The organism is Lacrimispora sanguinis (genome assembly GCF_044987295.1).
GTDB lineage: Bacteria > Bacillota > Clostridia > Lachnospirales > Lachnospiraceae > Lacrimispora > Lacrimispora celerecrescens_B.
The window spans coordinates 4,661,385-4,686,960 of record NZ_CP173277.1 but is presented as its reverse complement, the minus strand read 5'-3'; the positions used below and the strand labels follow the sequence as shown (position 1 = coordinate 4,686,960).

Here is a 25,576-nt window from a genome sequence, read left to right as displayed (position 1 = left end):
CCCCCTGTCAAGCGGATATTTATAATCCGCGCTCCTACTTGATCCGGTTATATCGTATAATCAGCGCTTTCCAACATGTGAATCTTTACTAAAAACTCCTTTAACCGCTGGTTTTTCGGATTATCAAAGATCTCTTTCGGTGTTCCGTCAGCTACAATTTTTCCGTTTTCCAGGAATATGATCCGATTGGCCACGTTCCTCACAAAATTCATCTCATGGGTTACAAGGAGTATGGTATTGCCCTCCTGGGCTGCCTTTTTTATGGTAATCAGAACTTCGCTCACCAGCTCCGGGTCCAGAGCCGAGGTCGGTTCATCCATAAGAAGCAGTTTCGGATCCATGGCCAGCGCCCTTGCGATGGCCACCCTTTGCTGCTGCCCTCCGGATAAATGCCTGGGATAATGGGACAAACGGTCTCCCATCCCTACCTTCTGCAAGTGCTTTTCTGCAATGCTCCTGGCCTCGCTTTTCTTTAACTTCTTTACAACCATAAGCCCTTCCATTACATTCTCCAGGGCGGTCCGGTTCTTGAACAGATTAAACTGCTGGAATACCATTTCCGTATTCTTCCGCAGCTCCAGTTTTTCCCTGGCTGATCTTGTAGTAAGGTCGATTTCCTGATCGTTTATCTTGATGGTTCCTTTTTCCGGTTTTTCAAGCAGATTGATGGAACGGAGCAGGGTGGACTTACCGGTTCCTGATGGTCCGATGATGGCGACCACATCACCTTCGTGTATGACCAGATCAATGTTATCCAGCACCACGTTCTTGCCAAATTTTTTACTTAATCCACGAATTTCAATGACGCTCACACTTATTCCTCCTTTCCCTTTTCCAGTCCATGCTTTTTGGACAGGGCCCACCCCGTTTTACCGGGTGTAAAGGTATGTCCGCAGGACTCTTCTGTCGAAACCGTTTCCGGAACGCTCAACTTTTTTTCTAAATATACAAATAGCCGTTCAATAAAAATTGTCATAACCCAGTAGATGATAGCCAGAGAACAATATGCTTCAAAATACCGGTAGCTGTTTCCCGCAAGAATCTTACCCTGAGCCGTTATCTCAACAACCGAGCAGGTAAATGCAAGGGAGGTCCCTTTTACCAGGCTTATGAGGGAGTTTCCCAGGGAAGGGAGGGCTACTGTCACTGCCTGGGGAAACAGTACCCTGCGAAATATCTGGAACCCGTTCATTCCAAGGGCCTTGGCTGCCTCAACCTGCCCTTTTTCCACGGACTGTATGGCTGCCCGTATAGTTTCTGAATCAAAGGCAGATTGATTAAGCCCCAGGGCTACGATCGCAAAAATAATTGACGGGATTCCATTTACGTTATAAGAAGTTCCATTGTAAAAGTTATAATATTTCAAAGCGATAGGAATTCCAAAATACGTAAGATATAGCTGGACGATAATCGGGGTTCCCCGTACGACCGAAACAAATAAAGTACATAATTGCCGCAGGATGGGAACATTGTGGATTTTTACCACAGCGATTAAAAGCCCTATCACCCACCCGATTATCAGGGCAACTCCCGTCAGCTGCAGCGTTACAGGCAAGTATTTCAGCAATGCAGGAATTTCCGTGAACACCAACTGCCAGTCAAATATTTTGCTCATCTTGTTCCTCCGGTTTTATTAATAAGATGGGGAGTAATCGGATCCAAACCATTTTAAGTTAATTTCCTTTGACGTTCCGTCCTCAATCACTTCTTTTAACGCCTTGTCGATATCCTCTACCAGTTTCTCATTTCCCTTGCTGACAATCAGATAGCTGAAGGGTTCTGCCATTAAGTCCTTTGAAAGGGTGTTGCTGATGGAAGCTCCTTCCACATTAAAGTTAAATTCTTTCTGATAATACTCGAACATTGGTTTATCCATTAACACGAAATCGTATTTCCCAGCTTCCACATCCTGAATCTGCAGCACAAGGTCTTCATCACTGTATTCGATTGCAATGGGGTTCTCGGCGTGAGTTGCGTTATAGTTTTCCAGGGCTGTGGTGATATTGATTCCCGCCGAGGAAATGGTCTTTAAGCCTGCAAGATCATCCCATGTCTCTATGCCTGCTGCCTTTTCATTGTTCTTTGCAAAGATGGCAACGTACTCATTGGCAAAAATCGGATCGGTAAATAGATACTTTTCCTTCCTGCTCTCATTCTTTGCAAAATTATTTACACCGATCTGGTAACGGTCAGAATCCAGGCCTGCAAAAATTGAGGTAAAATCAGTTACTTCGATTTCAAGCTTATATTGGGGGAGCCGGTCAAAAACGGCTTTGATCAGTTCAATATTGTGACCGGTGAGCTGGTTGCTGCTGTCCACAAAGGTGAACGGCTTTGGCGAACCGCCGGTTGCTGCATGAATGACCACCGGTTCTGTTGTGCCGGCCGCCTCACTGCTCTGCTCCTGTGCTGCCGGTGCTGCTGAACTCTCTGTCTTTGTTGTTTCCTCAGCTGCTTTGGTTACCGTTTGTTTGGTACTGCTCTTGCAGCCGGTCAGGGCTCCTAATACGGCCACTGCTGTAAGCACCCCCAGGATTGATTTTCCTGCAATTTTTTTCTTCATAATTTTCTCTCCTCTTTTATCAATCATTTCTTTTATTTCAGTTATCTCCTTCCTGTTACCGGACGGAGTCTATGCTATTGCAATTCCTGGGGAACAAACCACAAGCCTGAGTTGTTCTTTTTCATATACTCTTTCAATTCGTCTGAGTGATAAGCAGCTGCGATGTCCTTAGCCCATTTTGTATCTTTGTTCTCTTCTTTTACAACCACCTGCAAAATCAGATGATCCAAAATATCTTCTTGTAAAATGGCGGTAGATGGATCGATGCCTGCATTATAAACAATGCTTCCTGTGATCACTGCAAAATCAAAATCATCCAGAGCAGGAGGGATATTTAACGAATCCATTTCCACAAAATTGATGTTGTACGTGTTTTCAATGATGTCGGATTGTTTTACCGACTCAAGGGGAACATCCGGGTTAAGCTTAATCCAGCCGGCCTTTTGAAGAAGGGCATAAGCACGTGCCGTATTCGATGCATCATTTGGCACTGCAACGATCGCGCCATCCGCTATCGCATCCAATGAGGTATGCTTTGCAGAAAACAGTCCGGCGGGAACGGTGGGGATGGGGGAAATGGGAACAAGGTTTCCATTTTGCTTGTTGTTGAAATTTTCGGCATAAGCAGTATGCTGTTCCACGTTAAAGTCAATTTCACCTTCATTCAACGCGGTATCATTCTGCAAAAGGTCTGAAAAATCAACCACTTCCAGCTTATACCCCTGTTTTTCCAAGATGGGCTTTACTGCTTCTTCAAATAATACCGTATAGGGTCCTGCAGCCTTGCCGTATTTCAATGTTTTTTTGTCCTGGCCCAGCTTGCTTCCGTTATTGGCTGAGCAGCCGGCAACAGTGACGGCAAGTAATGCAGCGATGATAATGAATCCAATTTTTTTCATAATTAGTTCCTCCTCTATTCACGTGATCTGACACGTTTTGATAAATAATTTCCAAGCCCTTGAATCAGCTGAACAAACACGATCAATACGATTACGGTCGCAACCATTAAGGGAGTGTTAAATTGCTGATACCCATAGGTCAATGCCAGGTTGCCAACACCGCCTCCGCCTATGGCTCCCGCCATGGCGGTTGCACCAAGGAGACCAATGGTACCTGTGGTCAGGGATAAGATCAGCGAGCCCAATGCTTCCGGCAGCAAAAAGTGCCAAATGACCTGCACCGGAGTTGCCCCCATGGCTTCTGCCGCTTCAATGATTCCCTTATCAACCTCCAGCAGCGAGCTTTCTACCAGGCGGGAAAGAAATGGCGTAATGTAAAACACCAGTGAAACCAAAGCGGCCTGGGTGCCGATCCGGGTACCCACAATGATTTTTGTTAAGGGCATAATAGCCACCAGCAAAATAATATAGGGCACGGAGCGCACGATGTTAATGGTGTAATTGATCAGGGTATAGACGACTTTGTTTTGCAAGATACCACCCTTACGCGTAATGGTAAGTAATATACCGAGGGGAATCCCAAGAAGTGATCCCAGCACCAGCCCCCAGAACAGCATATAAACGGTCTGGCCGGCAGCAATTACCATCTGTTCGCTTGTAATGCCTAAATATTGCTCAATCATTGGGATCCTCCTCTCCCCCGGTCAAATGTAAGACTTCCACATAGACTCCGGAATCTTCAATAAATTGCTGTACCTCGTCAAGCCTTTGAGCGGAACCAAACACCTGCACAATCATAACGCTGAACACAACTCCCTGAAGTTCACAAACAGTGGCAAACAATATGCTGTTTTCCATGTGGTATTCTGCGCTTATGCGGTACAACAGGGGTTTTCCGGCAATATTTCCTTGAAAACGCAGTCGGAAGATCCGGTTCTCCCCCTGATATTCAAGAATTTCCCGGGCAAGGCTCCTTGGTATGCTGTCGTCAATTACGGTCTTTACAAAACTCCTGGTGATTTTATGCTGTGGATTACCGAATACTTGAAGCACCGTTCCCTGCTCTAACACCCTGCCGTTATCCATAACCGCTACTTTGTTACATATATCACAAATAACGTGCATTTCATGAGTGATCAGGAGAATCGTAACATTCAGCTCCCTGTTTATTTTTTTCAATAGCTCCAGAATAGAATCCGTGGTCTTGGGATCCAAAGCACTTGTAGCCTCGTCGCAAAGTAAGATACTGGGATTTGTGGCAAGGGCGCGGGCTATGCCTACCCTTTGTTTTTGACCGCCTGAAAGCTTTGATACATTGGTGTTACTCTTATCCTCAAGCTCTACAAACTGCAAGAGCTCTTTTACCCGCTTTTCTATGTCCTTTTTCGGCACTTTGTTTAATACCAGCGGCGCCGCTACGTTCTGAAAAACAGATTTGGACTGCAGCAGATTAAATTGCTGGAAAATCATGCCGATATTCTTTCTCAGCATTCGTAAGGCCGGTTTTGACAGGGTGGTGATATCCGTGCCATCAACCAGCACCCGTCCTTCTGAAGGGTGTTCCAATAAATTTACCAGACGTACCAGGGTTGATTTACCTGCTCCGCTGAAGCCTATCACTCCGAAAATATCGCCCTTTTCAACCGTAAGACTGACCTGCCGCAGGGCATGAACTTCACCAGAAGCAGAATCAAACCGTTTACTTACGTTTTGAATTTCAATCATCAGATGCCTCCTCCTGCGCAGGAATCAATTCACCGCTTTTTATGGCAAAAAGAGTTTTTTGTGCTAAAGCTGCAAAATAATCGATGGCCGGCTTCAATGCATTGGTGTCAACTTGATATTTCGGGTGGTGGTTGGGATAGGACTCACCGGTTCCTATGCGGATGAAAAATCCTGGTATCTTTTCCTGATAAAAGGCAAAGTCTTCTCCGCCGAGAGACGGGGAAGAAGTTTTGACCTTCAGTCCCTGTTCTTTTGCAACGGCTGCAGCAACAGGCTCAAAACACGGGGCATTATTTGTGGCAGGAGGCCCTGCAAGCCATTCAATTTCTGCTTCTGCACCCTGTGACAATGCAATATGCTGAACCAGCGTCCGGAAGCGTTCTTCAATCAACCGTCGATTGTGTCTGCCCATGGTGCGTACCGTTCCTTCAAGCTCTGCTGTCTGTGGAATAACATTCCATGTGTTTCCCGCCGTAACACGGGTTATGCTGAGCAGGCCCTGAGAAAACGGATCAATGTTACGGCTGACGATGCTTTGGGCAAGGGTTACAATCTGTGAGGCGGTAAGTACAGGATCAATTCCGTCCTGAGGATGAGCCGCATGAGTGCCCTTTCCCGTAAGCCTGACTGTAAACCTGTCAACAGCGGCAGTCACACTTCCGGAAACAATTCCTACGGTTCCAACCGGGAGTGTGATATCGGTATGCAGGCCGTAGATCCCGTCTACATCATCAAGAACCTTTGTTTTGATTACTTCCACGGCACCGACAGAGGATTCCTCGGCGGGCTGGAACAGGATTTTCACCGTTCCGTGCAAATGTTCCTGCTGCTCCTGTAATTCTTTTGCCACATACAGCATAACTGTGGTATGAAAGTCGTGACCGCAGGCGTGCATCTTTCCAGTTATGGCAGAGGCATAGGATAATTCGGTTTCTTCCTGTACAGGCAGTGCGTCGATATCGCAGCGCAGTGCGATCACAGGTCCGTCGTGTGCACCTTGAATTTCTGCTACCAATCCTGTTTTTAAATCCAAATCCAAAATACGGACATTATAATATTCTAAAAACTCACGAATTCGGCCAGTTGTCTTGTATTCTTCAAAGGATAGTTCGGGATTTTGGTGAAACCAATGAAAGGTTTCTGTAACCTGGTTATAAAACGTAGAATCAGACATGAATGCTCCAGCCTTTCCTATATTCTCTTACCGAATTTTTCATCCCTGTTATTCGGTTCATCCCAGATGGAAACATCCGGTCCCAGGGGAAGAATGTTATATGGATTGTGTCCATGGCTTCCCAGGAGATATCCCCTCTTTATGGAATCAAAATCCGTGGCTTCTTTAAATGCCGGAATCGTATACAAGTCCTTTGCATAATTCCACAGATTATCAAAATCAGCAATGCGGTTCCTGTTTGTCTTATGGCTGAAATAATAAGCCACATCAAACCGGGCAAGGGTTACGTACAACCGAATATCAGAATCCGTGAGCCGGTCTCCAAACAGATATCTCCCCTTTGAAAGCCGCTCTTCCAGCCAGTCAAGCCTTTGAAACAGCACATCATACGCAGCTTCATATTCCTTTTGGGACTGGGCAAACCCTGCTTTGTATACCCCGTTGTTTACTTCATGGAATAATATCACATTGAGCTCATCGATTTCCGTTCTTAAGTCCACGGGATACAGGTCCGGTACACCAGGCTTATGAAATGGTTTCCATGCAGTCTCCCAATAATTTGTCAAACGATGATAATCGTTGTTGACCACCTTTCTGGTCTTTAAATCTACTACAGTGGGAACGGTTGCCCTTCCTTCATATTCCGGATCCGTGGCTGCATAAATTTCCGGAAGATAGCGGATTTTAAGGACTGGATCCACACCCCCCTCGTCAAGGGAAAATTCCCAGCCGTTTTCTGTTCTTACGGGACTTACCTTGCCGACACTGATCGCATCTTCCAGCCCCAGAAGCTTTAGGGCAATGACCTGTCTCGTGGCCCACGGGCAAAGGGGCGTCCATATGAGCCGGTACCGTCCGGCTTCCACTGGAAGTTCTCCTTCCCCTTCTCCAAAAGGTGTGACAAAATGGTTATCCTGCCTTACAAAGGCTCCTGTTTCAGATACTTCGTGGGTATCTTCCGTGGTCGCTACCTTTCCAAATCTCTCTTCTATTGCCATATTTTCTTCCTTCTCTCCTAAATTTGAGTACAAAAAAAGCAGATGCCCTCTGACACCTGCCTTTTATGCAGAATAGCCATGCACAGGAATTTCAGGTTTCAAGACACAAGTATAAAGACCATTTTTTACGCAATTACAGCAACAACACATCTTCAACATCTTAACTCCTTTCCCAGCATTCTTGTTTCTTTGTACTGATATCATACCATTCCTATAGGTTTTTGTATAATATGAAAAAAATACAGCTGGTAATAAGATAATCTTATAACCAGCTGTTTCTAAAACCACCAGTCATCTTATTTCATTGAAATAATTAGCCGAATAATGGAGTGGACAAATACCTGTCACCGGAATCCGGCAGCAAGACAACGATCGTCTTTCCCTTGTTTTCCGGTCTTTCCGCCAACAGCTTTGCGGCTTTTAGTGCAGCACCGGAAGAGATTCCAACCAGAATTCCCTCGGATACTGCAAATGTCTTACCTTCCTTAAATGAATCCTCATTCTCAACGGTAATTATTTCATCGTAAATTCCGGTATCCAGGACTTCAGGTACAAAGCCTGCACCAATTCCCTGAATCTTGTGAGGTCCTGGCTTGCCTCCGGAGAGTACCGGACTGCTTGCCGGTTCAACCGCTACGATTTTGACTTCCGGTTTCTTTTCCTTTAAATATTGGCCTACACCTGTAATAGTTCCGCCTGTGCCAACACCAGCTACAAAAATATCCACTTCCCCAGCCGTCTGTTCCCAGATCTCCGGACCGGTGGTCTCCTTGTGCACTTTAGGGTTTGCCTGGTTTACAAACTGTCCCAGGATAATAGAACCTGGTATGCTGGTCTTTAACTCCTCTGCTTTCTCAATAGCCCCCCTCATGCCCTTTGCTCCCTCAGTCAGCTCCAGTTCCGCGCCATAGGCCTTTAATAAGTTTCTTCGCTCCACGCTCATGGTATCTGGGAGTGTCAGAATCGTCCGATAGCCTTTGGCTGCCGCAACGGCTGCCAAACCGATTCCGGTATTTCCTGAGGTCGGCTCAATAATGGTTGCACCAGGCTTTAAGATCCCTTTTTCTTCTGCATCCTCGATCATGGCAAGAGCAATTCTGTCTTTTACGGAACCGGCAGGATTTAAGTATTCCAGCTTAGCCAGAAGTGTAACGCCCTCGATTCCTTCCTTTGCACTGTATCGGTTTAATTTGAGTATCGGTGTTCCTCCAATGAGCTCCACTGCGCTTTCTTTAATTGTTCCCATATCCTTTACCTCCGTTTTATATGATATTTAATAGTTTGTTAATTAAATGAAAAAAGAGCGGCTGCCTATTACGGCACCTGCTCCACTGTTCTGCTGAAAATATGGAAATTTCACATATTCCAGGATGTCAGGCATCATAATAAGCATTACAACAAAGCTGTATCTCTATTCATACATACAGCCTGACAACAACAACATCTATTTTTATAAAATTCATGATTTCCTGCTACCTTAAATTCAAATTCCTTCATACTGATCATCTCTTTTCATTACCTATATGTTTAATAGGTTTATATGTAATTATTATATTAATACACGAAGAGAAATGTGTCAATACCTTTTTACAATATTTTTATTGATTCCGCTGCTGAATATGTCTCTTATAACTAGCCCTTCCTTTTTAGGTGTCATCGAATCTGATGGCCTAATAAATTTTTCCATTTTTTCCACTTTTTCTTATAAATCCTTAGAAATCTGGTAACACTACTGGTAAATAAATTAGGAGGAACAAAAAATGGTAGCACTGAAAGACAGCGTTACAAAGGAAAACCTTTTAAAAGCTTTTGCAGGAGAATGCCAGGCTTGGCGACGTTATGAATTTGCCGCTTCCCAGGCAAAAAATCAGAACCTTGCTGTTTTATACTGGCTTTTCCATTATACAGGAAGTCAGGAGAAGGAACACGCCGAGGTATTCTATAATCACTTAAAGGAGTTCCATGGGCAGGAAATCTCCATAAGTGCCAACTATCCAATTGACAACTCCAATAACATCCTGGAGCTTTTGAAGCTTTCATCCCAGCATGAGGCTGCCGAGCACGACACAATTTATAAATCCTTCGGCGACAAGGCTAAGGAAGAGGGATTTTCCAGTATCGCAAATTCCTTTTATATGATTGCTGAGGTTGAAAAAGTACACAGCCAACGTTTTGCTCAGTATGCACAGCTGGTGCAAGACAATAAACTTTTTGTGAACGATACGACCACAGAATATATCTGCTTAAACTGCGGCCATATCCATAAAGGTACCACAGCACCTCAGGTCTGTCCGGTTTGCAGCCATAACCAAGGGTATTTTGTACGCCGGGAAGACTCTCCATTCGGGAAATAAAGTCAAACGGATGTTCGCAATCCGCTTCGCTGTTTGATGAGGTGAAAAAACGCCGGAGTCTCACAAAAACATCGTTTTTTGCGAGTCTCCGGCGTTGATTCTATTATTTTATAACATCTTTATGGCTTGCTCTAAATTCCCTAGGGCCTGTTCCAGAATGGACCGGGGGCATGCGATGTTGATTCTTTCAAATCCCTCTCCCACCGGACCGAACATGGCTCCGCTGTCCAGCCAAAGCCCTGCCTTTTTCATGATCAAATCTTCTCTCTCCTCTTCTGTAAGGCCCAGTTCCCGAAAATCCAGCCAGACAAGATAAGTTCCTTCCGGTTCTATAAGCTTAACCTTAGGTATTTTCTCTTTTATAAACTCCCGTACATAGGAAATGTTTGCTTTTAAATACTCGATAAGCTGATCATGCCACTCTTCTCCATGACGATATGCTGCTTCGCATGCAGTTAATCCCAAGGTGTTAAGCTGACTGTATCCGGCAGCCGCTACCTGTTTGCGGAACCTCCTCCTCAGCTTCTGATTTGCAATAAATATATTGGAAATCTGTAAGCCTGCCAGATTAAAGGTCTTACTTGGGGAGGTACAGGTAATGGTCCTGTTTTTCAATTCTTCACTTAGACCGGCAAATACCAGGTGCTCTCCCTCAAACACAAAATCCTGGTGAATCTCATCGCTGACCACAAGGATATCTCTTCGGTTGCAGATTTCCCCTAATTTCTCCAGTTCCTCCCTGCTCCAGACTCTTCCTACCGGATTATGGGGACTGCATAATAGAAATAGCTTTACATGGAACTCTTCTGCTTTTCTTTCAAAATCTTCTAAATCCATGTGATACGTTCCATCTTCTCCAAGATACAGGGTATTATCCACCACCACCCTGTCATTATCCTCAATGACTTCACTGAATGGATAATATACAGGTTGCTGAATCATGACCCCATCCCCCGGATCTGTAAAAGCCTGGACAGCCATGGCTAAGGCAAATACAACACCAGGCGTTTTGATCAGCCATCTGCTTTCCACATTCCAATGATGTTTTTTTTCCATCCAGTCCCGGATGGCTGCAAAATATTCATCCTGGACCTCGCTGTAGCCGAAAATCCCATGGTCGACCCGCTCATGAAGGGCGTTAAGAACCTCTTCGGATACTTTAAAGTCCATATCCGCTACCCACAGAGGCAAAAGATTATCCGGCTTTCCCCTTCTTACTGCAAAATCATACTTAAGGCAGTTTGTATTTTTACGGTTTATGACATGATCAAAATCAATCGTTTTCTTACACATGAAATATCCTCTCCAATTCCCTTATTAAATCTTCTGAGTCCTCGATCCCCACCGATAATCTTAAGATCCGGTCGGTGACACCATTGGCTGCCAGTACTTCTTTAGGCACATCGGCATGAGTCTGGGTAATCGGGTAAGTGATCAGCGTTTCTACGCCGCCTAAGCTTTCTGCAAAACGGATTAGTTTTACCTCTTTTAATATCCGATGAGCCAGTTCCGTTGATTCCACCTCAAAGGTAACCATGGAGCCAAATCCCGTTGCCTGCTTTTTACAGACCTCGTGACCGGGATGGGATTGGATTCCGGGGTAAAATACCTTTGTGATCTTCTTTTCCTGGCACAGCCAATCGACAAGTATTCTGGCATTTTTCTCCCCTCGTTCCATCCGGATTCCAAGGGTTTTAATCCCTCTTAATATGAGCCAGCTGTCAAAAGGAGCCAGACCGGAACCTACCGTCTTTATAATAAACCTGAGTCTTTCGGATATCTCTGCCGATGAGGTGACCAGAAAGCCAGCAATGGTATCATTATGTCCGCCCAGGTATTTGGTTCCGCTGTGGACAACTATGTCAGCTCCCAACTTCAACGGGTTTTGAAAGTAAGGGGACAAAAACGTATTGTCCACGATCAAAAGCAAATGGTTCTTTTTTGCAATCTCTGCCAGCTTTCTAATGTCAATGACATTCATCATGGGATTTGTCGGTGTCTCAATGTAGATTGCTTTTGTGTTCTCACCGATCAAGGTTTCAAATTCTGCTAAGTCCCCGCGGGAGCAGTCTACGGAACTGATCAAAATCCCATTTTTCTTGCTGATATTATCAAACAAACGGATGCTGCCGCCATATAAATCACAATCGGTTATCATATGGTCTCCCGGCTGAAACAGTTCCATTAAAGCCGTGATTGCTGCCATACCGCTGGAAAATGCCAGAGCATCCACTCCATTTTCAAGGGAAGCTACCACTCTTTCAAGCTGCTCTCTGGTTGGATTTTGCAGGCGGCTGTAATCATATCCGGTGCTCTCCCCGATTCCCTTATGAGCAAAGGTCGCTGTCTGGTATATAGGAAAGCTGATGGCCCCAGACTTATCTGTAGCAACCCCTTCCCCATTGCCGTATAAACATTTTGTAGAAATCCCGTTTTCCATATTCATACCCTCTTTCTCAATTTGGAATCATGTATCTATTCTTTCCTAAGTATACCAATGGAACGCTGTCAACGGTATTACTTAAAAGCAATCACCTGCTATAGTTAATTTCTATTGCTAAAGAATTTTATTTCATGGGTTGAATACCTATTCAACCCATGGTAAAATAGGTATTGATACACAAAATTGTTTTGTAAGGTGGTAAATTATGAAAATATCGACTCGTGGCCGCTATTCTCTTCGAATGATGATTGATTTAGCAGAGCATTATAACGAAGAATTCATTGCCTTAAAGGACATTTCCGAAAGGCAGAACATTTCAAAAAAATATCTGGAACAGATCGTTCCTTTTTTAAACCGCAGCAATCTGCTCACTACCTACCGTGGTCACATGGGAGGTTATAAGCTGGCAAGGCATCCCTCCCAGATCACCATCGGAGATATCTTACTCAGCTCAGAAGGAAGTTTAAATCCTGTCAGCTGCATGGACAACGATCCCAACATATGCTCCAGGCAGACGGACTGTCTGACTCTTCCCATCTGGCAGGGACTGGCGGATGTCATTGCAGATTATTTAAACGGCATTACGTTACAGGACATTCTTGACAGGTACCAGGAGTCTCCTGAATATTATATTTAGGGAAGTGAAATCTTAAGCACGCCAGCCCCTTCTATGAAATATATAAGATATGCTATATTAGAATTACAAAAGAAACAACCGCCTCAATACGAGGGGTTGACAGCATAGAAGATAGAAAACCACCCTGCCAAGTTTACAAGGGTGGTTTTTAGTAATCTCATACTTCAAATTTTTATATCATTTTGTTTAACATAATTCCCACTCGCCAATCCATTTCTGCCTTGAGTAATTATATTGGCGCCTATAAACCTTTCCATCTTCGGTCTTGTAACGCCAACCAATAACCTGAGCATAGGTTACTGCGCCAAGCAGTTGACTATTTTCTTGAGAATTTACAGCAATCGGTGGAAGCTGTTGTTTATTGTCTTGAGCATATGCCTCCATAGGAAGTGCCGACAAACTCAGTGCCATACTTATTAATGATAACACAATTCTTTTACTTTTGACCTTCATAAAAAAGTGCCTCCTCTACATTTTTGTATCTACGCATATCTGAAAATGAATCTTTTATTTCTGAAACCGTACCCAGATACTCATTATTCAAATAGATATCAAACCCCCCTTTAGCATTTACTACCAGATAGGTCGTTTCTGCAGTAAATTCTACCGTTTTTTGCTGATCCTCTGGCGCTATGGAGTACGGCTCTATTACAATAAACGACATAATCGTCAATATAAGTACAATCGTTATGAACATGATAAAGTTTTGCATTCCAGATTTTTGCTTATATGTATGATTTAATACAATATGAAATCTTTGAGAAAGAACAGAAACTGTTCTGCTATCAAAGGCCAGAGCGAAGCTGTTTATCCGAGATGGTGTATTTCCTTTCGCAACCATCAGAAGGCATTCCAGGTAACGGATTTTTTCCGCTTCACACATTCGTTTTGTCACTGTTGTATCCGCCCGTATTTCAAGAATCTTATCAATTTGCTGCCTTAAAAGATACACCAAAGGATTCCACCAGTAGATAATAACAATTAACTCGGTAAGTAATTTTATCCATAAGTCATGATGATGATAGTGTGCAACTTCGTGCTTGATGATATATCCTAATTCTTCATCAGCGAATTCAATTTGAGGTAATACAATCGTTGGTTTAAATACTCCAAAAAGTAACGGCACAGAAATAAGATTTGTTCTGATTACACGAAACTCAGTGAATTTTCCGTATAGGTACTCCGTTGAATGAATCAGGTCTTTTACAGCTTTATCATTCACGCTAGGTTCTTTTTCAAGCAAGTTTTTGAATTTAAAATAAGCGGTCATTGTTCTGAACCCAAATAGAGCAATTCCACAAATCCAGACCAACAGGAAAATGTGATATACATAAACATTAAACATATCAGATTCAATAATCGGTGTATAAAGGAATATGAATACATTGGGGAGTATATATTTATCGATGATCGTGTACTCAAATGAGAACTCAAATGGTATGAGCAGCCGCAAGAGCAGGAATAACAGCCCAATCAGCAACGCATGCAGACTTATTTGCAATATTCTTTTATCATTCTTTAAAAAAAGCCACACAGCGAGAATTGACATGTTGCAAATCAGCAATATCGTAATAAGTGAAGCTGTCGATAGAATCATACTATTCTTCCTTTTGTTTAAGCAATTTCTTTCTTTCCTCCAACATTACTTCCAGTTCCTCTATAACTTCTCGTTCATTCTTTTCATGCTTCAGTAAAGTAGTAACTAAATTAGGAATAGAAACTTTATCATTTTCTTGAAATTGTCTAATAAATCGCTGAACTGTCATTTCTTTTTTTGATAAAGTAGGCCTGTAACTACGGGTTAAGACTGTACCGCTATAAACAATATCAGCCACTTCAATGTATTTTTTATCTAACAGTTTCCTAATAACAGCCTGTACAGTGTTGATATTCAATGAATCATCCATTTTTGTAATTTCTGATGCAACCAATGGTGTATTGCTTTCCCAAAGTATTGTCATTACATCCATTTCTCTTTTTGTTAACGAAAGTTCCGTTTTTCCTCTAGGCATTTATATCATTATTACCTCCTACTCTTTAGGCTCTTTATTGTAATTTAATAATATGATATTTTTATTACCTTGTCAATATTTTTAGTTGCTTTTTATTAAAAAATCACTTGACAATTAATGTAATATTATGTTTTAATGATATTGTAAAATAAATAATTAATCAGTATTTATTTTACAATATCAAATGAAAGGTAGTGATTCCATTGGGAATTGAGGTTTACGATCAAAAATCAATATTATAACAGGTACTATTTAAAAATTTGGAGGAAAAGTTTATGGGAAGTGTAAAAAGGTACTTAGGAATAATACTTTCATGTTTCCTTATTTTAGGAAGCAATATGACAGCATTTGCTGCTACTCAGTATCAGGATGTGATTACTCAAACAGAAGCGGGGGCGGAGGAAACAAGGTTAGGAAATTTTTCTACCAAAAAGGTGGTAGACTTTCAGCCTCAGGCAAAAGCTGGACTTGCCAAAAAAGATGTTATAGTTATTTCAAATGTAAGCAAACCTACAAAATATAATTTATTTCAACCAGTATCCGATTATATTGCTGCTCCGGGAACTGTCTCAGTTTCAAAAGGGGTTAGCACTACTATCAGTGCTTCTGTCACAGGCGGTGTTACGGTAGACGCAGAAATTTTAAAAGCCAATGTAGCTTCAACACTTGGTGGTTCTGTTACATTTACTACAACACAGACTATTTCTTATCCTATCTCTTCTGGATATAAGGGGAGAATAGTATTAAGATACTCACAGGATCGTTACACATATACTGTAACTAAGAATAGCAAATCGTATAATTGCTCTGGGTATACTGCCGCTTACGATGAGTATTATGCGTTACAACAGATATCATTAAGATAGAATGGTAACGTAAATATAAAGCATAGGAGTGGATAGGTAACTTATTCACTCCTATCGCTTTTTAGTGTATATAATATCCTATCAGAAATATCAACATCGATCGTCCCTCTTCTACTAAATACGCAATGATAAAAGTCGGCTTATTTGTGCTTTGAAAGTGAAAGGAATGATAATAATTATGAAAAAGCTATTTATTTTAATGACATCTACATTAATAATTTTATTAAGTGGGTGTAATCAAAATGAATTTCAAAGGATTTTTAAAAAGATTGACTTTAATCAAGATATTGGTTTATATTATATTGACAATTCCAAAGATACTGACTCGCTGTTACTTTTTGCAAGTACAAATAACTTAAGCGATGAAGAGTTCAATTATTTAGTTGATTCTGATATACATATTATGTTAATAGCCGATAATAATAATAAAATAATGTTAAAACCTGATAATATTGAATGGCAGCAGTGTAATCCCAATTTACTTAAAAATGGGATTTCTTTACGCTTGATTTTTAACAGAACGAAAGACATGCACGATTTGACTTTTAAGAATATTGTTTTTACCTGTAATAAAACAAGAGTAACAATGAAGGTCCAGCCTATTTATTTAAATATTTATACAAGTAAAAAAAATGGAATTTCTATTATGGAAGCTCCAATAGCACCTCAAAATAAAGTTCCCGTTAATATGAAACATTCGTATGCATATAAAATTCTAGATGCAAATGGAGTCATTACCGAAGATTTAGAAGTTGAAATGTTTTATCCTGAGGATGTTCACGATTATATAGATATTAGCGGTTTCATAACCTCAAGAGATGAAAATACAGAGGAGCAAATTAAAGAAGATTATAAAAAGACGGTAAGTGAAGAAAAATTATCTAAATTAAAGGTCTATGAAATTCGTTGTGATTATATAATAAAAAAAGAGTCTAATATAATTTTTCAACCCAAAATTAAAATTAGATTTTCAGGGAAAGAACAGGATCTTGTACCTTTTGAACCTATCTGCTTTTTTTTAACTAAATAAAATACGAGGTAATATTTATGAAAAATAGGGTTCTTATTATTATAGTATGTATTCTGCTTTTATCAATACAAGGATGTGGAAGAAAAAGCAGCAGTAATGATTACGAGAAAACAACAGATGATGATACTTATAATCTATTAATTACAAATAATACTCCGTTGTATTTGAAAAGTATTGTTATAAAAAGAAGTGATGCTGACAAAAATAATGAAACTATTGAAGCGCTTATTGACAGTAATATTAAAACCGGAGAAGTTGGAAAGTTTAATATACCTGAAATTGGACAATATAATTTTAGAATAACTCTCAATCCTAAAAATAATTACTCTGTTAGCCAAGAGTTTGAAGAAAATTTCAGTAAAGAATCCATAGTGAATTATGAGGTTGTGATTGAAAAGAATGAGATTACTATAAAAAAAATTGAAAAGTAACTATAACTGAGCAGCTTCGTCAAATATCGTATACTTTATGGTATGCGATTTATCTCACATCTATAATCATCATAAAATTGAGAAATATCATGACGAAGAAAAGTGATTTGTGAAGAAAATAAACACAAGAACTGAGAGGGATTCAAATGAATGCCACCCCAACTATTGACAAAGAGCCATATCCAAGCGCAGGAACAAGAAAATCCAAAACTGGATTATCCTATTCCCACGCTTTGATATGGCTTCCCCACTATGGCCTGGGTGCTGTGTCAATATTCTGTTTGCATAATATTACTGATTATCTTCATATTAACCAATGAACTTAAGTTGAAAGATGTTTTTCTTTCAATCTGATTAGTTCCGCTATATATTTTTTACCAAGGATACTTAAGGGCATTTTCTTCTTTTTTATATAACCGATCCTCATCTTATCATCGGTATTAAGAGGAATTGCCCTATATTCATCTCCATTTAAATCTTCACAGATGATTCCTGAGCACAAGGTATAGCCATTTAATCCTACCATGAGATTTAAGAGAGTGGCCCTGTCATCTGCCTTTATGATCTGCTTATATTCATAAGTGCTGAACACTTCTTCCGCCAGATAAAAGGAATTATTATTTCCCTGTTCAAAGGACAGGCAAGGATAATTCTTTAAATCTTCAAATTCGATCAGTTCTTTTTCTGCCAAAGGGTTGCCCTTCCATAGAAAAACATAGATTCCGCACTGAAATAACTCCACAAATTCCAACTCATTATCGTAAAAGATTTTTTCAATGGCTTTCTGGTTAAAATCATTTAAGTACAGGATCCCTAATTCGCTTTTCTGGTTCCTCACATTTTCAATGACCTCATAGGTTTTGGTTTCATGTACAGCAAATTCGTAATCATCCATACCGAATTCTTTTGCCATATGGATAAATGCCTGAACGGCAAAGGTGTAATGCTGCATGGATACGCTGAATTTCTTCTTAAACTTTTCCTTCTTTACGAACCGTTCTTCCATCTGGCGGTACTGCTCCAGCATCTGTCTGGCATATCCAAGGAATTCTTCTCCTTCGGGGGTGATCACAATTCCCCGGTTTGAGCGTAGAAATAACTTAAGTCCGATCTCTTCTTCCAGATCCCGGATGGTGCTTGAAAGGCTGGGCTGCGTGATAAACAGCTCGGCAGCCGCCTTGTTCATGGATTTTTGATTTGCAATGCATATAGCATAACGAAGCTGCTGTAATGTCATGGTTTCTCCTTTCTCCAAGCTTGACCACGCTTTGTGGACACAAAGGTTAATGGGCTGCCATAGGAATATGGCAGCCTGTTATTGGCCCTGTCTGACCTGGCGATTACTGAATCGCCTTAAATGCTTCTTCTAAATCTTCAATGATATCAGCTGCATGTTCTGTTCCTATGGATAACCGGATGGTGTTCGGTTTGATTCCTGAGTCTTCCAATTCCTCTTCTGACATCTGGGAATGTGTCGTGGACGCCGGATGAATGACTAAGGATTTTACATCCGCTACGTTGGCCAACAGGGAGAATAATTCCAGCTGGTCAATAAAGTCTTTTGCTTTTCTGGCATCTCCTTTAATTTCAAAAGTAAATATGGAACCTCCTCCATTCGGAAAATACTTGCCGTATAATTCCTGCTGTTCCGGATCCTCTGAAACAGAGGGATGGTGCACCTTCTCCACCTGAGGATGACCCTTTAAATACTGAGCCACCTTCAGCGCATTTTCCACATGACGTTCTACACGAAGGGATAAAGTTTCTAAGCCCTGGAGAAATAAAAATGCATGGAAAGGAGAAAGGGCTGCTCCTGTATCACGGAGTAAGATCGCGCGGATCTTTGTTACATAAGCCGCCGCTCCTACTGCCTTAGTAAAGCTGATTCCATGATAACTTGGGTTCGGCTCTGTAAGGGAAGAGAATTTTCCGGAAGCCTCCCAGTCGAATGTTCCACCGTCTATAATGACGCCGCCAATGGAGGTTCCATGGCCCCCGATATATTTTGTGGCGGAATGGACCACTATATCCGCTCCATATTCAATGGGTCTCACTAGATAAGGAGTTGCAAAGGTATTATCAACAATCAGCGGAATTTTATGTGCATGGGCGATGCCTGCCAGCTTTTCGATATCAACTACGTCAGAATTGGGATTGCCCAGGGTTTCAATGAATACCAGCTTTGTGTTTTCCTGAATAGCGTTGTCAAAGGCTTCATAATCAAATGGATCCACAAAGGTCGTTTCCACTCCGTATTCAGGCAAGGTATGCTCCAGCAAATTATAAGTGCCTCCATAGATATTCTTTGCCGCTACGATATGATCCCCGTTTTTTGCAATGTTCTCAATGGAATAAGTAACTGCGGCAGCTCCTGATGCCACTGCCAGGGCAGCCACTCCGCCCTCCAAAGCTGCAATCCTGCGCTCAAAAACGTCCTGGGTTGGGTTTGTCAGCCTTCCATAAATATTGCCTGCATCTGATAAGTTGAATCTGGCCGCAGCATGATCGCAATTATGGAATACATAGGAAGATGTCTGGTAAATAGGTACTGCTCTTGCATCGGTAACCGGATCTGCCTGTTCCTGCCCAACATGTAATTGTAATGTTTCAAATTTTAAATTTCTCTCAGTTCTTATCTTCTTAGCCATATGAATATCCTCCCAAATGTTATAATAATTATTTATTTCGTCTCTTCTTAGTTGGTATTATACCTGGTTTCATGGCTAAGTGTTAATTGATATAATTATGACCTGGTTATAGGAAAAACCTATAGCAAAGCTGACAAAGATTTCTGTTCCAAGCTTCCTGCTTATCCTTCATATATCCCTGAGTACTGAATATACATATACAAATAATATTGAGGACAATGACCTATGAATGAACATTACCCCTTTGTAAACCTGCCTCTGCCGTATCCATACGATGCACTGGAACCCTACATAGACACGCAAACCATGTACCTGCATCACGACAGACTGCAGCAACGATATGTGGCGAATCTTAACGGGATCCTATCGAATTATCCCCAGCTGCAAAACAAGTCTTTAGAGGAACTGCTTTCAAACACGGAAAGCCTGCCTTCGGAGGTCCGCCAAAGCATCATTAATAATGCAGGCGGAGTTTATAATCATACCATCTATTTCTTCGGGATGACCAATTCCATGACCCGGACCCAGGCTGAAGTATTGTATCCCGCCATCATGCAATACTTCGGAACGATCGAACAGTTTTTTGATGAATTTAAAAAGTATGCACTGGCTATATTTGGATCCGGATATGCATGGCTGGTGGTGGATTCAAACGGTGCACTGAAGATTGTAACAACCCCAAACCAAAATTCTCCTATCTCGGATGGCCTTTGTGTCGTTGCCGGCATTGACTGTTGGGAGCATGCCTATTTTTTAAAGCGGTTCAACGACAGGGCCGCATACATAGAAGACTGGTTCCATGTGGTAAGCTGGGAGGCGGCGGACGAACGTTACAAGGCATGCGTCAACGCCAAGTCTTAATATGGATGACTCCGATTATAAAATCAAACCTTCAAACCGATGATATGATATTGTCTGTTTGAAGGTTTTATATTTGATAATCAAAAAGAGGAACCGGCAAAGCGACTCCTCTTTCTTTTTCTAAAAGTAAAATTCCTTAAAGATCAAGGATATCCTTAGAATTTACCTTCTTTTGCACTCTCTTCAATTCCAACAGCAACAGCAACGGTAGCTCCAACCATTGGGTTGTTACCCATACCGATCAGACCCATCATCTCTACGTGAGCCGGAACGGAAGAAGAACCTGCGAACTGAGCATCAGAGTGCATACGTCCCATAGTATCAGTCATACCGTAGGAAGCTGGACCTGCTGCCATGTTATCTGGATGAAGGGTACGTCCTGTACCGCCGCCGGATGCTACGGAGAAGTACTTCTTGCCCTTCTCTGAACATTCCTTCTTATAAGTTCCTGCAACCGGATGCTGGAATCTGGTTGGGTTGGTAGAGTTTCCTGTAATAGAAACGTCAACGCCTTCCTTCCACATAACTGCGACGCCTTCTGTAACATCGTTTGCACCGTAGCAGTTAACTTTTGCTCTTAAGCCTTCTGAGTAGGACTTTCTCCAAAGCTCTTTCACTTCGCCTGAGTAATAATCCATCTCTGTTTCTACATATGTAAATCCATTGATTCTGGAAATGATCTGAGCTGCATCTTTTCCTAAACCATTTAAAATAACTCTTAATGGTTTCTGACGAACCTTGTTTGCCTTCTCAGCAATACCAATTGCGCCTTCTGCTGCTGCAAAGGACTCATGACCTGCTAAAAAGCAGAAGCACTCTGTCTCTTCTTCCAGAAGCATCTTTCCTAAGTTACCATGTCCCAGACCTACTTTACGCTGGTCGGCAACGGAACCTGGAATACAGAAAGCCTGAAGACCTTCTCCAATGGCTGCTGCTGCGTCAGCTGCTTTTCTGCAGTCTTTCTTGATTGCAATTGCTGCACCAACTATGTAAGCCCAACAGGCATTCTCAAAGCAGATCGGCTGGATCTTCTTTACCTGCTCGTATACATCCAGACCTGCATCTTTTGTAATCTTTTCAGCTTCTTCAATAGATGCAATGCCATAGCTATTTAATACAGAATTGATTTTGTCAATTCTTCTCTCATATGATTCAAATAATGCCATTATCTTGTCCTCCTTATTATTGGCCAAATATCCTCACTTTGATAACCGGTAACCGACAGGCTTTTGCAGGTCCGATTATTCATGTCTTGGGTCAATGATCTTAGCAGCTTCGGCAACGCGTCCGTACTGTCCTTTTGCCTTTTCCCAAGCAGTATTCGGGTCATCACCCTTCTTGATGAAGTCTGTCATCTTGCCAAGGCTTACGAACTGATAGCCAATGATCTGATCTTCTTCATCCAGAGCGATACCGGTTACATAGCCTTCTGCCATCTCTAAGTAACGAGGACCTTTCTTTAATGTTCCGTACATGGTACCAACCTGTGAACGGAGACCCTTTCCTAAGTCTTCCAGGCCAGCACCTACCGGAAGTCCATCTTCAGAAAATGCACTCTGTGTTCTGCCGTATGCGATCTGTAAGAATAATTCTCTCATAGCGGTGTTGATAGCGTCACAAACAAGGTCTGTATTTAATGCTTCTAAAACGGTAAGTCCTGGCAGGATCTCTGCTGCCATAGCAGCGGAGTGTGTCATACCGGAGCAACCGATTGTCTCTACTAATGCTTCCTGGATAATACCCTCTTTTACGTTAAGAGTCAGCTTACATGCACCCTGTTGAGGAGCACACCAGCCAACGCCATGTGTCAGACCGGAGATATCTTTAACTTCTCTAGATTTTACCCATTTTGCTTCTTCTGGGATTGGAGCTGCGCCGTGATGAACGCCCTGTGCCACTGTGCACATCTCTTCTACTTCCTGTGAATAAATCATGTTAAAACTCCTTTCGAATAAGTAATAATTGTGAACAGTACTTTGTTAAATATATCACATCATACTTGATTACATTTTCTCATATAATGTCGAATTCCGCAAGCCCTTTTTAAGGAAACAGGAGGGATGATCAGATCCCTCCCTGCTTAATAAATTCCCTATACAATTCTTCTAACGGAAAGGATCGTCCGGTATGTGGCATTACCTACTTTAATTCCGGTCGACGGGGAGCTGGCATGAACAATTTGTCCATTACCGATATAAATTCCTATATGGCCTGCATAGCAGATAAGGTCTCCCGGCTGGGCATCCGAATAGGATACCTCACGTCCTGCGGAGCGCTGCTCCGAAGAGCTTCTTGGAAGGGAGTAACCGAAATGCTTGTAAACGGACAGAACAAAACCGGAGCAGTCCGTACCACTCGTCAGGCTGGTGCCTCCAAATACATAGGGGTTCCCCACAAACTGAAGTCCGTAATCCGCAACTGCACGGCCTTCAGCTGTTCCTCCGTTACTCTTAGCTGCAGTCGGACCGGTGTACTTGTTGTTTGCATTGGATGACTTGGGTTTAGAGCTGGTATTTGCTGCAGCCTTCTTTCTGGCCTCTTCTTCTGCCTTTTTCCTGGCTTCTTCGGCGGCCTTCTTTCTGGCCTCCTCCTCTTTTGCCTTACGGATCTCCTCATTCTTCTTAGCTACCGTCTGGGCAAAAACAGCCGCATCTTGCTTCGCCTGCGCAAGCTGGCTGTCGAAATTAGAAACTTCCTTTTTCTTCGTAGAGATCAGTGTCTCAAGCGCGGACTGCTGTTCTTTGTACTCCAGCTCCATGACCTCCATCTCAGCCTTGTCCTCTTCCAGGTTTGACTTATAATCGGCCACCTTCTGCTTTGTCTCCTGGAAAGTTATCAGCATATTCCGGTCGTATGTATAAATTCCTTCTACGTATTCCGCCTTATTAAGAAGATCAGACATGTTCTTTACCTGAAGGAAAATATCAAGATATTCTGTATCTCCCTTCTCGTACATGTACTGGATTCTCTTCTTCATGGAAGCGTACTGCTTTTCTTCCTCTTTCTTAGCCGCCGCATAGTCAAGTTCTGCCTGCTTGATCTCAGCTTCCTTGTTGGCCATATCAGTTTCCAGAACCTTGATATCAGCCAAAAGAGCAGTCAGATCAGAGGTCAGCTTTGACACCTGATTCTGGGCAGCACTCTTTTTGCCTTCTGCTTCCTGGGCTTTTTTATTTGCCTCTTCCAGCTTTTTTTGTGCTTCCTGCTTTTCTTTTTCCGCTTTTGACGTGGCCCAGGCGGGAACAGTCTGGCCGCAGACCATTGCACTTACCAACAGGCCGCAGAGAAGCTTTTTAATCATTTTCCTGTTTCTTTCATACATATTCTGCATTTTTCGTTTCATCGTCAGTTCCTTTTCCCCTTTTTTCTACCTTATATGTTACCGTATAACCATGGTGAAATTCAAGTCTTTTTTGGAAAATTTTGATAATTGTAAGATACTGTCATCTATTCAAGCTCCGCCTCCAGTTGAACCCGGTGCTTATCCTGGGGCAGTTTTCTCGAAACCACAAGGAATGATAAGAAGAATAAAATCCCTTTGATGATGCTTGAAATGGAAAAAGCCCACCAGATTCCGTCAAGCCCAAGGGCTGTGCTGCTTAAAATCATGGCAAGAGGTATCCTGGCGGAAGTAAATACAACGCTTATGACCGAGCAGAGAAGGGTCCTGCCAAGACCGGAAAGAGCTCCTACTGTTGTCAGTTCAATACACATGAACATCTGGCAAACGCCCAGGATCACAAGATAGCGCACTCCCATGGGAATTACTTCCGGCTCGTGGATGAATAATCCAAATATCTGCTCCGGAAAGGAGACAAGAAGAACGGAGCAGAACAATCCCCAGATAAACATGACTCCGATTGCGGTAAAATAGCCTTTTTTCACTCTTCCATACTGTCCTGCTCCATAGTTTTGCCCTACAAAGGAATTAATAGCTGCTCCAAATCCATCTGCTGTCATCCATGATATGGATTCGATCTGGCCGCCCACTCGCAGCACTGCCACAGCAATATCTCCAAAGCCGGTCACAAACCGGGTCAAAATCATGGAAATGCTGGTATAGATAAGGTTCTGAACGGAAGCAGGAAAGCCGATCCGGATCATGGCTTTCATATAATCCCAGGGAACCTTATGTAACACCTTCACCTTATCAAACACCACCTGGTCTTTTCGAATAGCCAGTAGGAATACCGCAGTAACAACCGCCTGTGCCATGACCGTAGCAATGGCCGCCCCCGCAACTCCTGTGCCTTTAATCGGACCTACTCCAAAAATCAGGACAGGATCCAGTATCATATTCAAAACCAGGCCGATAAAATTCGCTAGCAGCGGTGTTTTACTATCCCCCATCGCTGTCATGATCCCGGTAATAATCGTATTCAAATAAGAAAATATAATCAAACCACAGGTAATCTTTAAATAAACCTGGGCATTATAGGCAACGGAAGCATCGTTCAGCCCGAAAAATCCAATCAAAGGCTTTGCCCCGAAAAACGTCACTACCCCATACAGCAGCGCAAATAAAAGCCCCATCTGAAGCGAGCCGGAAGCATAGATTGCCGCTTCCTTTCTGTCTCCCTTTCCAAGAGCATGAGCTACCTTTACCTGGCCTCCCATTTTCGCCAGAGCAACAACTCCCTGGGAGAGCCATACATACATGCCCCCTGCACCAACCGCCGCAACAGCCGGAGAGCCGACAAACCCGATCCAGGCCATATCAGTCAGATTATAAGCCATCTGAACCAGGGCCGTGACCATGATAGGAAGGGCCAGACCGGTCAGCGATGTAAATATATGTCCTTTTAATAAATCAATTTTTTTATTCATAAACTATGTCACGACCTTTCAAAAGGGCCGCCAGTGAACTGGCAGCCCTTTATTTCTGCAAGCAATGAGTCAGGCACAGAAATGCTTGCATTCCTGCATCCGGCGATT

General features: G+C 42.3%; 26 protein-coding genes. 6 read left to right on the top strand and 20 right to left on the bottom strand.

The genetic code is table 11. From position 1 onward, the window contains the following. Window positions 1–47 precede the first annotated feature (47 nt). The 9 genes from ACHZES_RS21640 to cysK form a co-directional block, all read right to left on the bottom strand. Entirely contained in the window at window positions 48–812 is a 765-nt protein-coding gene (locus tag ACHZES_RS21640) for an amino acid ABC transporter ATP-binding protein (RefSeq protein WP_038280010.1), read from the bottom strand. A gap of 2 nt (window positions 813–814) precedes the next feature. Then, a complete protein-coding gene (locus tag ACHZES_RS21635) occupies window positions 815–1,615 on the bottom strand; it encodes an amino acid ABC transporter permease (RefSeq protein WP_395546600.1) in 801 nt (266 codons plus the stop codon). 18 nt (window positions 1,616–1,633) lie between these two features. Beyond that, window positions 1,634–2,563, bottom strand: a complete 930-nt coding sequence (locus ACHZES_RS21630; RefSeq protein ID WP_154523726.1) for a transporter substrate-binding domain-containing protein — start codon at window positions 2,561–2,563, stop codon at window positions 1,634–1,636. Window positions 2,564–2,637: 74 nt separating this feature from the next. Continuing rightward, complete coding sequence (locus ACHZES_RS21625) at window positions 2,638–3,462, bottom strand: MetQ/NlpA family ABC transporter substrate-binding protein (RefSeq protein WP_038280012.1); 825 nt, start codon at window positions 3,460–3,462, stop codon at window positions 2,638–2,640. Window positions 3,463–3,476: 14 nt separating this feature from the next. Beyond that, the gene (locus ACHZES_RS21620) at window positions 3,477–4,145 is read right to left on the bottom strand and encodes a methionine ABC transporter permease (RefSeq protein WP_038280014.1); all 669 of its coding nucleotides are present in this window, start codon (window positions 4,143–4,145) and stop codon (window positions 3,477–3,479) included. Beyond that, the gene (locus tag ACHZES_RS21615) at window positions 4,138–5,187 is read right to left on the bottom strand and encodes a methionine ABC transporter ATP-binding protein (RefSeq protein ID WP_395546598.1); all 1,050 of its coding nucleotides are present in this window, start codon (window positions 5,185–5,187) and stop codon (window positions 4,138–4,140) included. Before ACHZES_RS21615 ends, ACHZES_RS21620 begins: the two co-directional genes overlap by 8 nt. Further along, window positions 5,180–6,361 (bottom strand): amidohydrolase, encoded by a 1,182-nt coding sequence (locus tag ACHZES_RS21610; RefSeq protein ID WP_395546597.1) that lies wholly within the window; start codon window positions 6,359–6,361, stop codon window positions 5,180–5,182. The genes ACHZES_RS21615 and ACHZES_RS21610 overlap by 8 nt, the downstream gene beginning before the upstream one ends. A gap of 17 nt (window positions 6,362–6,378) precedes the next feature. Then, the gene (locus tag ACHZES_RS21605; protein WP_395546595.1) at window positions 6,379–7,359 is read right to left on the bottom strand and encodes a glutathione S-transferase family protein; all 981 of its coding nucleotides are present in this window, start codon (window positions 7,357–7,359) and stop codon (window positions 6,379–6,381) included. Between the two features lie 313 nt (window positions 7,360–7,672). Continuing rightward, window positions 7,673–8,605: a cysteine synthase A gene (gene cysK / locus ACHZES_RS21600; RefSeq protein WP_038280026.1), complete on the bottom strand. Its 933-nt coding sequence runs from the start codon at window positions 8,603–8,605 to the stop codon at window positions 7,673–7,675. Window positions 8,606–9,119: 514 nt separating this feature from the next. Between cysK and rbr the strand changes: the two genes are divergently transcribed. Then, window positions 9,120–9,713 carry a rubrerythrin gene (gene rbr / locus ACHZES_RS21595; protein ID WP_038280027.1) on the top strand — a complete coding sequence of 198 codons (594 nt, stop codon included), beginning with the start codon at window positions 9,120–9,122 and terminating at the stop codon, window positions 9,711–9,713. 108 nt (window positions 9,714–9,821) lie between these two features. On the opposite strand, the gene ACHZES_RS21590 is transcribed toward rbr, so the two are convergent. Then, entirely contained in the window at window positions 9,822–11,006 is a 1,185-nt protein-coding gene (locus ACHZES_RS21590) for a MalY/PatB family protein (protein WP_395546594.1), read from the bottom strand. Then, on the bottom strand, window positions 10,999–12,153 hold the full coding sequence (locus ACHZES_RS21585; protein WP_395546592.1) for a trans-sulfuration enzyme family protein: 1,155 nt from the start codon (window positions 12,151–12,153) through the stop codon (window positions 10,999–11,001). Before ACHZES_RS21585 ends, ACHZES_RS21590 begins: the two co-directional genes overlap by 8 nt. 208 nt (window positions 12,154–12,361) lie before the next feature. Between ACHZES_RS21585 and ACHZES_RS21580 the strand changes: the two genes are divergently transcribed. Then, entirely contained in the window at window positions 12,362–12,793 is a 432-nt protein-coding gene (locus ACHZES_RS21580; RefSeq protein WP_089987545.1) for an Rrf2 family transcriptional regulator, read from the top strand. Window positions 12,794–12,979: 186 nt separating this feature from the next. On the opposite strand, the gene ACHZES_RS21575 is transcribed toward ACHZES_RS21580, so the two are convergent. Genes ACHZES_RS21575 through ACHZES_RS21565 form a run of 3 tightly spaced genes read right to left on the bottom strand, consistent with a single transcriptional unit; the run spans window position 12,980 to window position 14,805 of the window. After that, entirely contained in the window at window positions 12,980–13,246 is a 267-nt protein-coding gene (locus ACHZES_RS21575; RefSeq protein ID WP_038280031.1) for a hypothetical protein, read from the bottom strand. Beyond that, on the bottom strand, window positions 13,230–14,390 hold the full coding sequence (locus ACHZES_RS21570; protein WP_154523708.1) for a M56 family metallopeptidase: 1,161 nt from the start codon (window positions 14,388–14,390) through the stop codon (window positions 13,230–13,232). The genes ACHZES_RS21575 and ACHZES_RS21570 overlap by 17 nt, the downstream gene beginning before the upstream one ends. Window position 14,391: 1 nt before the next feature. Next, window positions 14,392–14,805, bottom strand: a complete 414-nt coding sequence (locus tag ACHZES_RS21565; RefSeq protein WP_038280033.1) for a BlaI/MecI/CopY family transcriptional regulator — start codon at window positions 14,803–14,805, stop codon at window positions 14,392–14,394. A gap of 275 nt (window positions 14,806–15,080) precedes the next feature. Between ACHZES_RS21565 and ACHZES_RS21560 the strand changes: the two genes are divergently transcribed. The 3 genes from ACHZES_RS21560 to ACHZES_RS21550 all read left to right on the top strand — a co-directional run bounded on the left by ACHZES_RS21560 (window position 15,081) and on the right by ACHZES_RS21550 (window position 17,132). After that, window positions 15,081–15,671 (top strand): hypothetical protein, encoded by a 591-nt coding sequence (locus tag ACHZES_RS21560; protein ID WP_395546590.1) that lies wholly within the window; start codon window positions 15,081–15,083, stop codon window positions 15,669–15,671. A 178-nt stretch (window positions 15,672–15,849) separates the two neighbouring features. Next, window positions 15,850–16,701 carry a hypothetical protein gene (locus tag ACHZES_RS21555; protein ID WP_395546589.1) on the top strand — a complete coding sequence of 284 codons (852 nt, stop codon included), beginning with the start codon at window positions 15,850–15,852 and terminating at the stop codon, window positions 16,699–16,701. A gap of 17 nt (window positions 16,702–16,718) precedes the next feature. After that, window positions 16,719–17,132 (top strand): hypothetical protein, encoded by a 414-nt coding sequence (locus tag ACHZES_RS21550; RefSeq protein ID WP_395546588.1) that lies wholly within the window; start codon window positions 16,719–16,721, stop codon window positions 17,130–17,132. 322 nt (window positions 17,133–17,454) lie between these two features. Here the strand turns inward: ACHZES_RS21550 and ACHZES_RS21545 are convergent, their stop codons facing one another. Then, a complete protein-coding gene (locus ACHZES_RS21545; protein ID WP_038280038.1) occupies window positions 17,455–18,369 on the bottom strand; it encodes a LysR family transcriptional regulator in 915 nt (304 codons plus the stop codon). A 103-nt stretch (window positions 18,370–18,472) separates the two neighbouring features. Continuing rightward, the gene (locus tag ACHZES_RS21540; protein WP_395546586.1) at window positions 18,473–19,780 is read right to left on the bottom strand and encodes an O-acetylhomoserine aminocarboxypropyltransferase/cysteine synthase family protein; all 1,308 of its coding nucleotides are present in this window, start codon (window positions 19,778–19,780) and stop codon (window positions 18,473–18,475) included. Between the two features lie 225 nt (window positions 19,781–20,005). Between ACHZES_RS21540 and ACHZES_RS21535 the strand changes: the two genes are divergently transcribed. Further along, entirely contained in the window at window positions 20,006–20,641 is a 636-nt protein-coding gene (locus tag ACHZES_RS21535; protein ID WP_038280041.1) for a superoxide dismutase, read from the top strand. A gap of 155 nt (window positions 20,642–20,796) precedes the next feature. Here the strand turns inward: ACHZES_RS21535 and ACHZES_RS21530 are convergent, their stop codons facing one another. The 4 genes from ACHZES_RS21530 to ACHZES_RS21515 all read right to left on the bottom strand — a co-directional run bounded on the left by ACHZES_RS21530 (window position 20,797) and on the right by ACHZES_RS21515 (window position 25,468). Further along, window positions 20,797–21,807 (bottom strand): GGGtGRT protein, encoded by a 1,011-nt coding sequence (locus ACHZES_RS21530; RefSeq protein WP_038280042.1) that lies wholly within the window; start codon window positions 21,805–21,807, stop codon window positions 20,797–20,799. Between the two features lie 75 nt (window positions 21,808–21,882). After that, window positions 21,883–22,575, bottom strand: coding sequence for an iron-sulfur cluster assembly scaffold protein (locus ACHZES_RS21525; protein ID WP_013273550.1), 693 nt, complete (start codon window positions 22,573–22,575; stop codon window positions 21,883–21,885). A gap of 158 nt (window positions 22,576–22,733) precedes the next feature. Next, window positions 22,734–23,984 (bottom strand): C40 family peptidase, encoded by a 1,251-nt coding sequence (locus ACHZES_RS21520; protein WP_038280043.1) that lies wholly within the window; start codon window positions 23,982–23,984, stop codon window positions 22,734–22,736. A 104-nt stretch (window positions 23,985–24,088) separates the two neighbouring features. Next, window positions 24,089–25,468 (bottom strand): MATE family efflux transporter, encoded by a 1,380-nt coding sequence (locus tag ACHZES_RS21515; protein ID WP_154523690.1) that lies wholly within the window; start codon window positions 25,466–25,468, stop codon window positions 24,089–24,091. Window positions 25,469–25,576 lie beyond the last annotated feature (108 nt).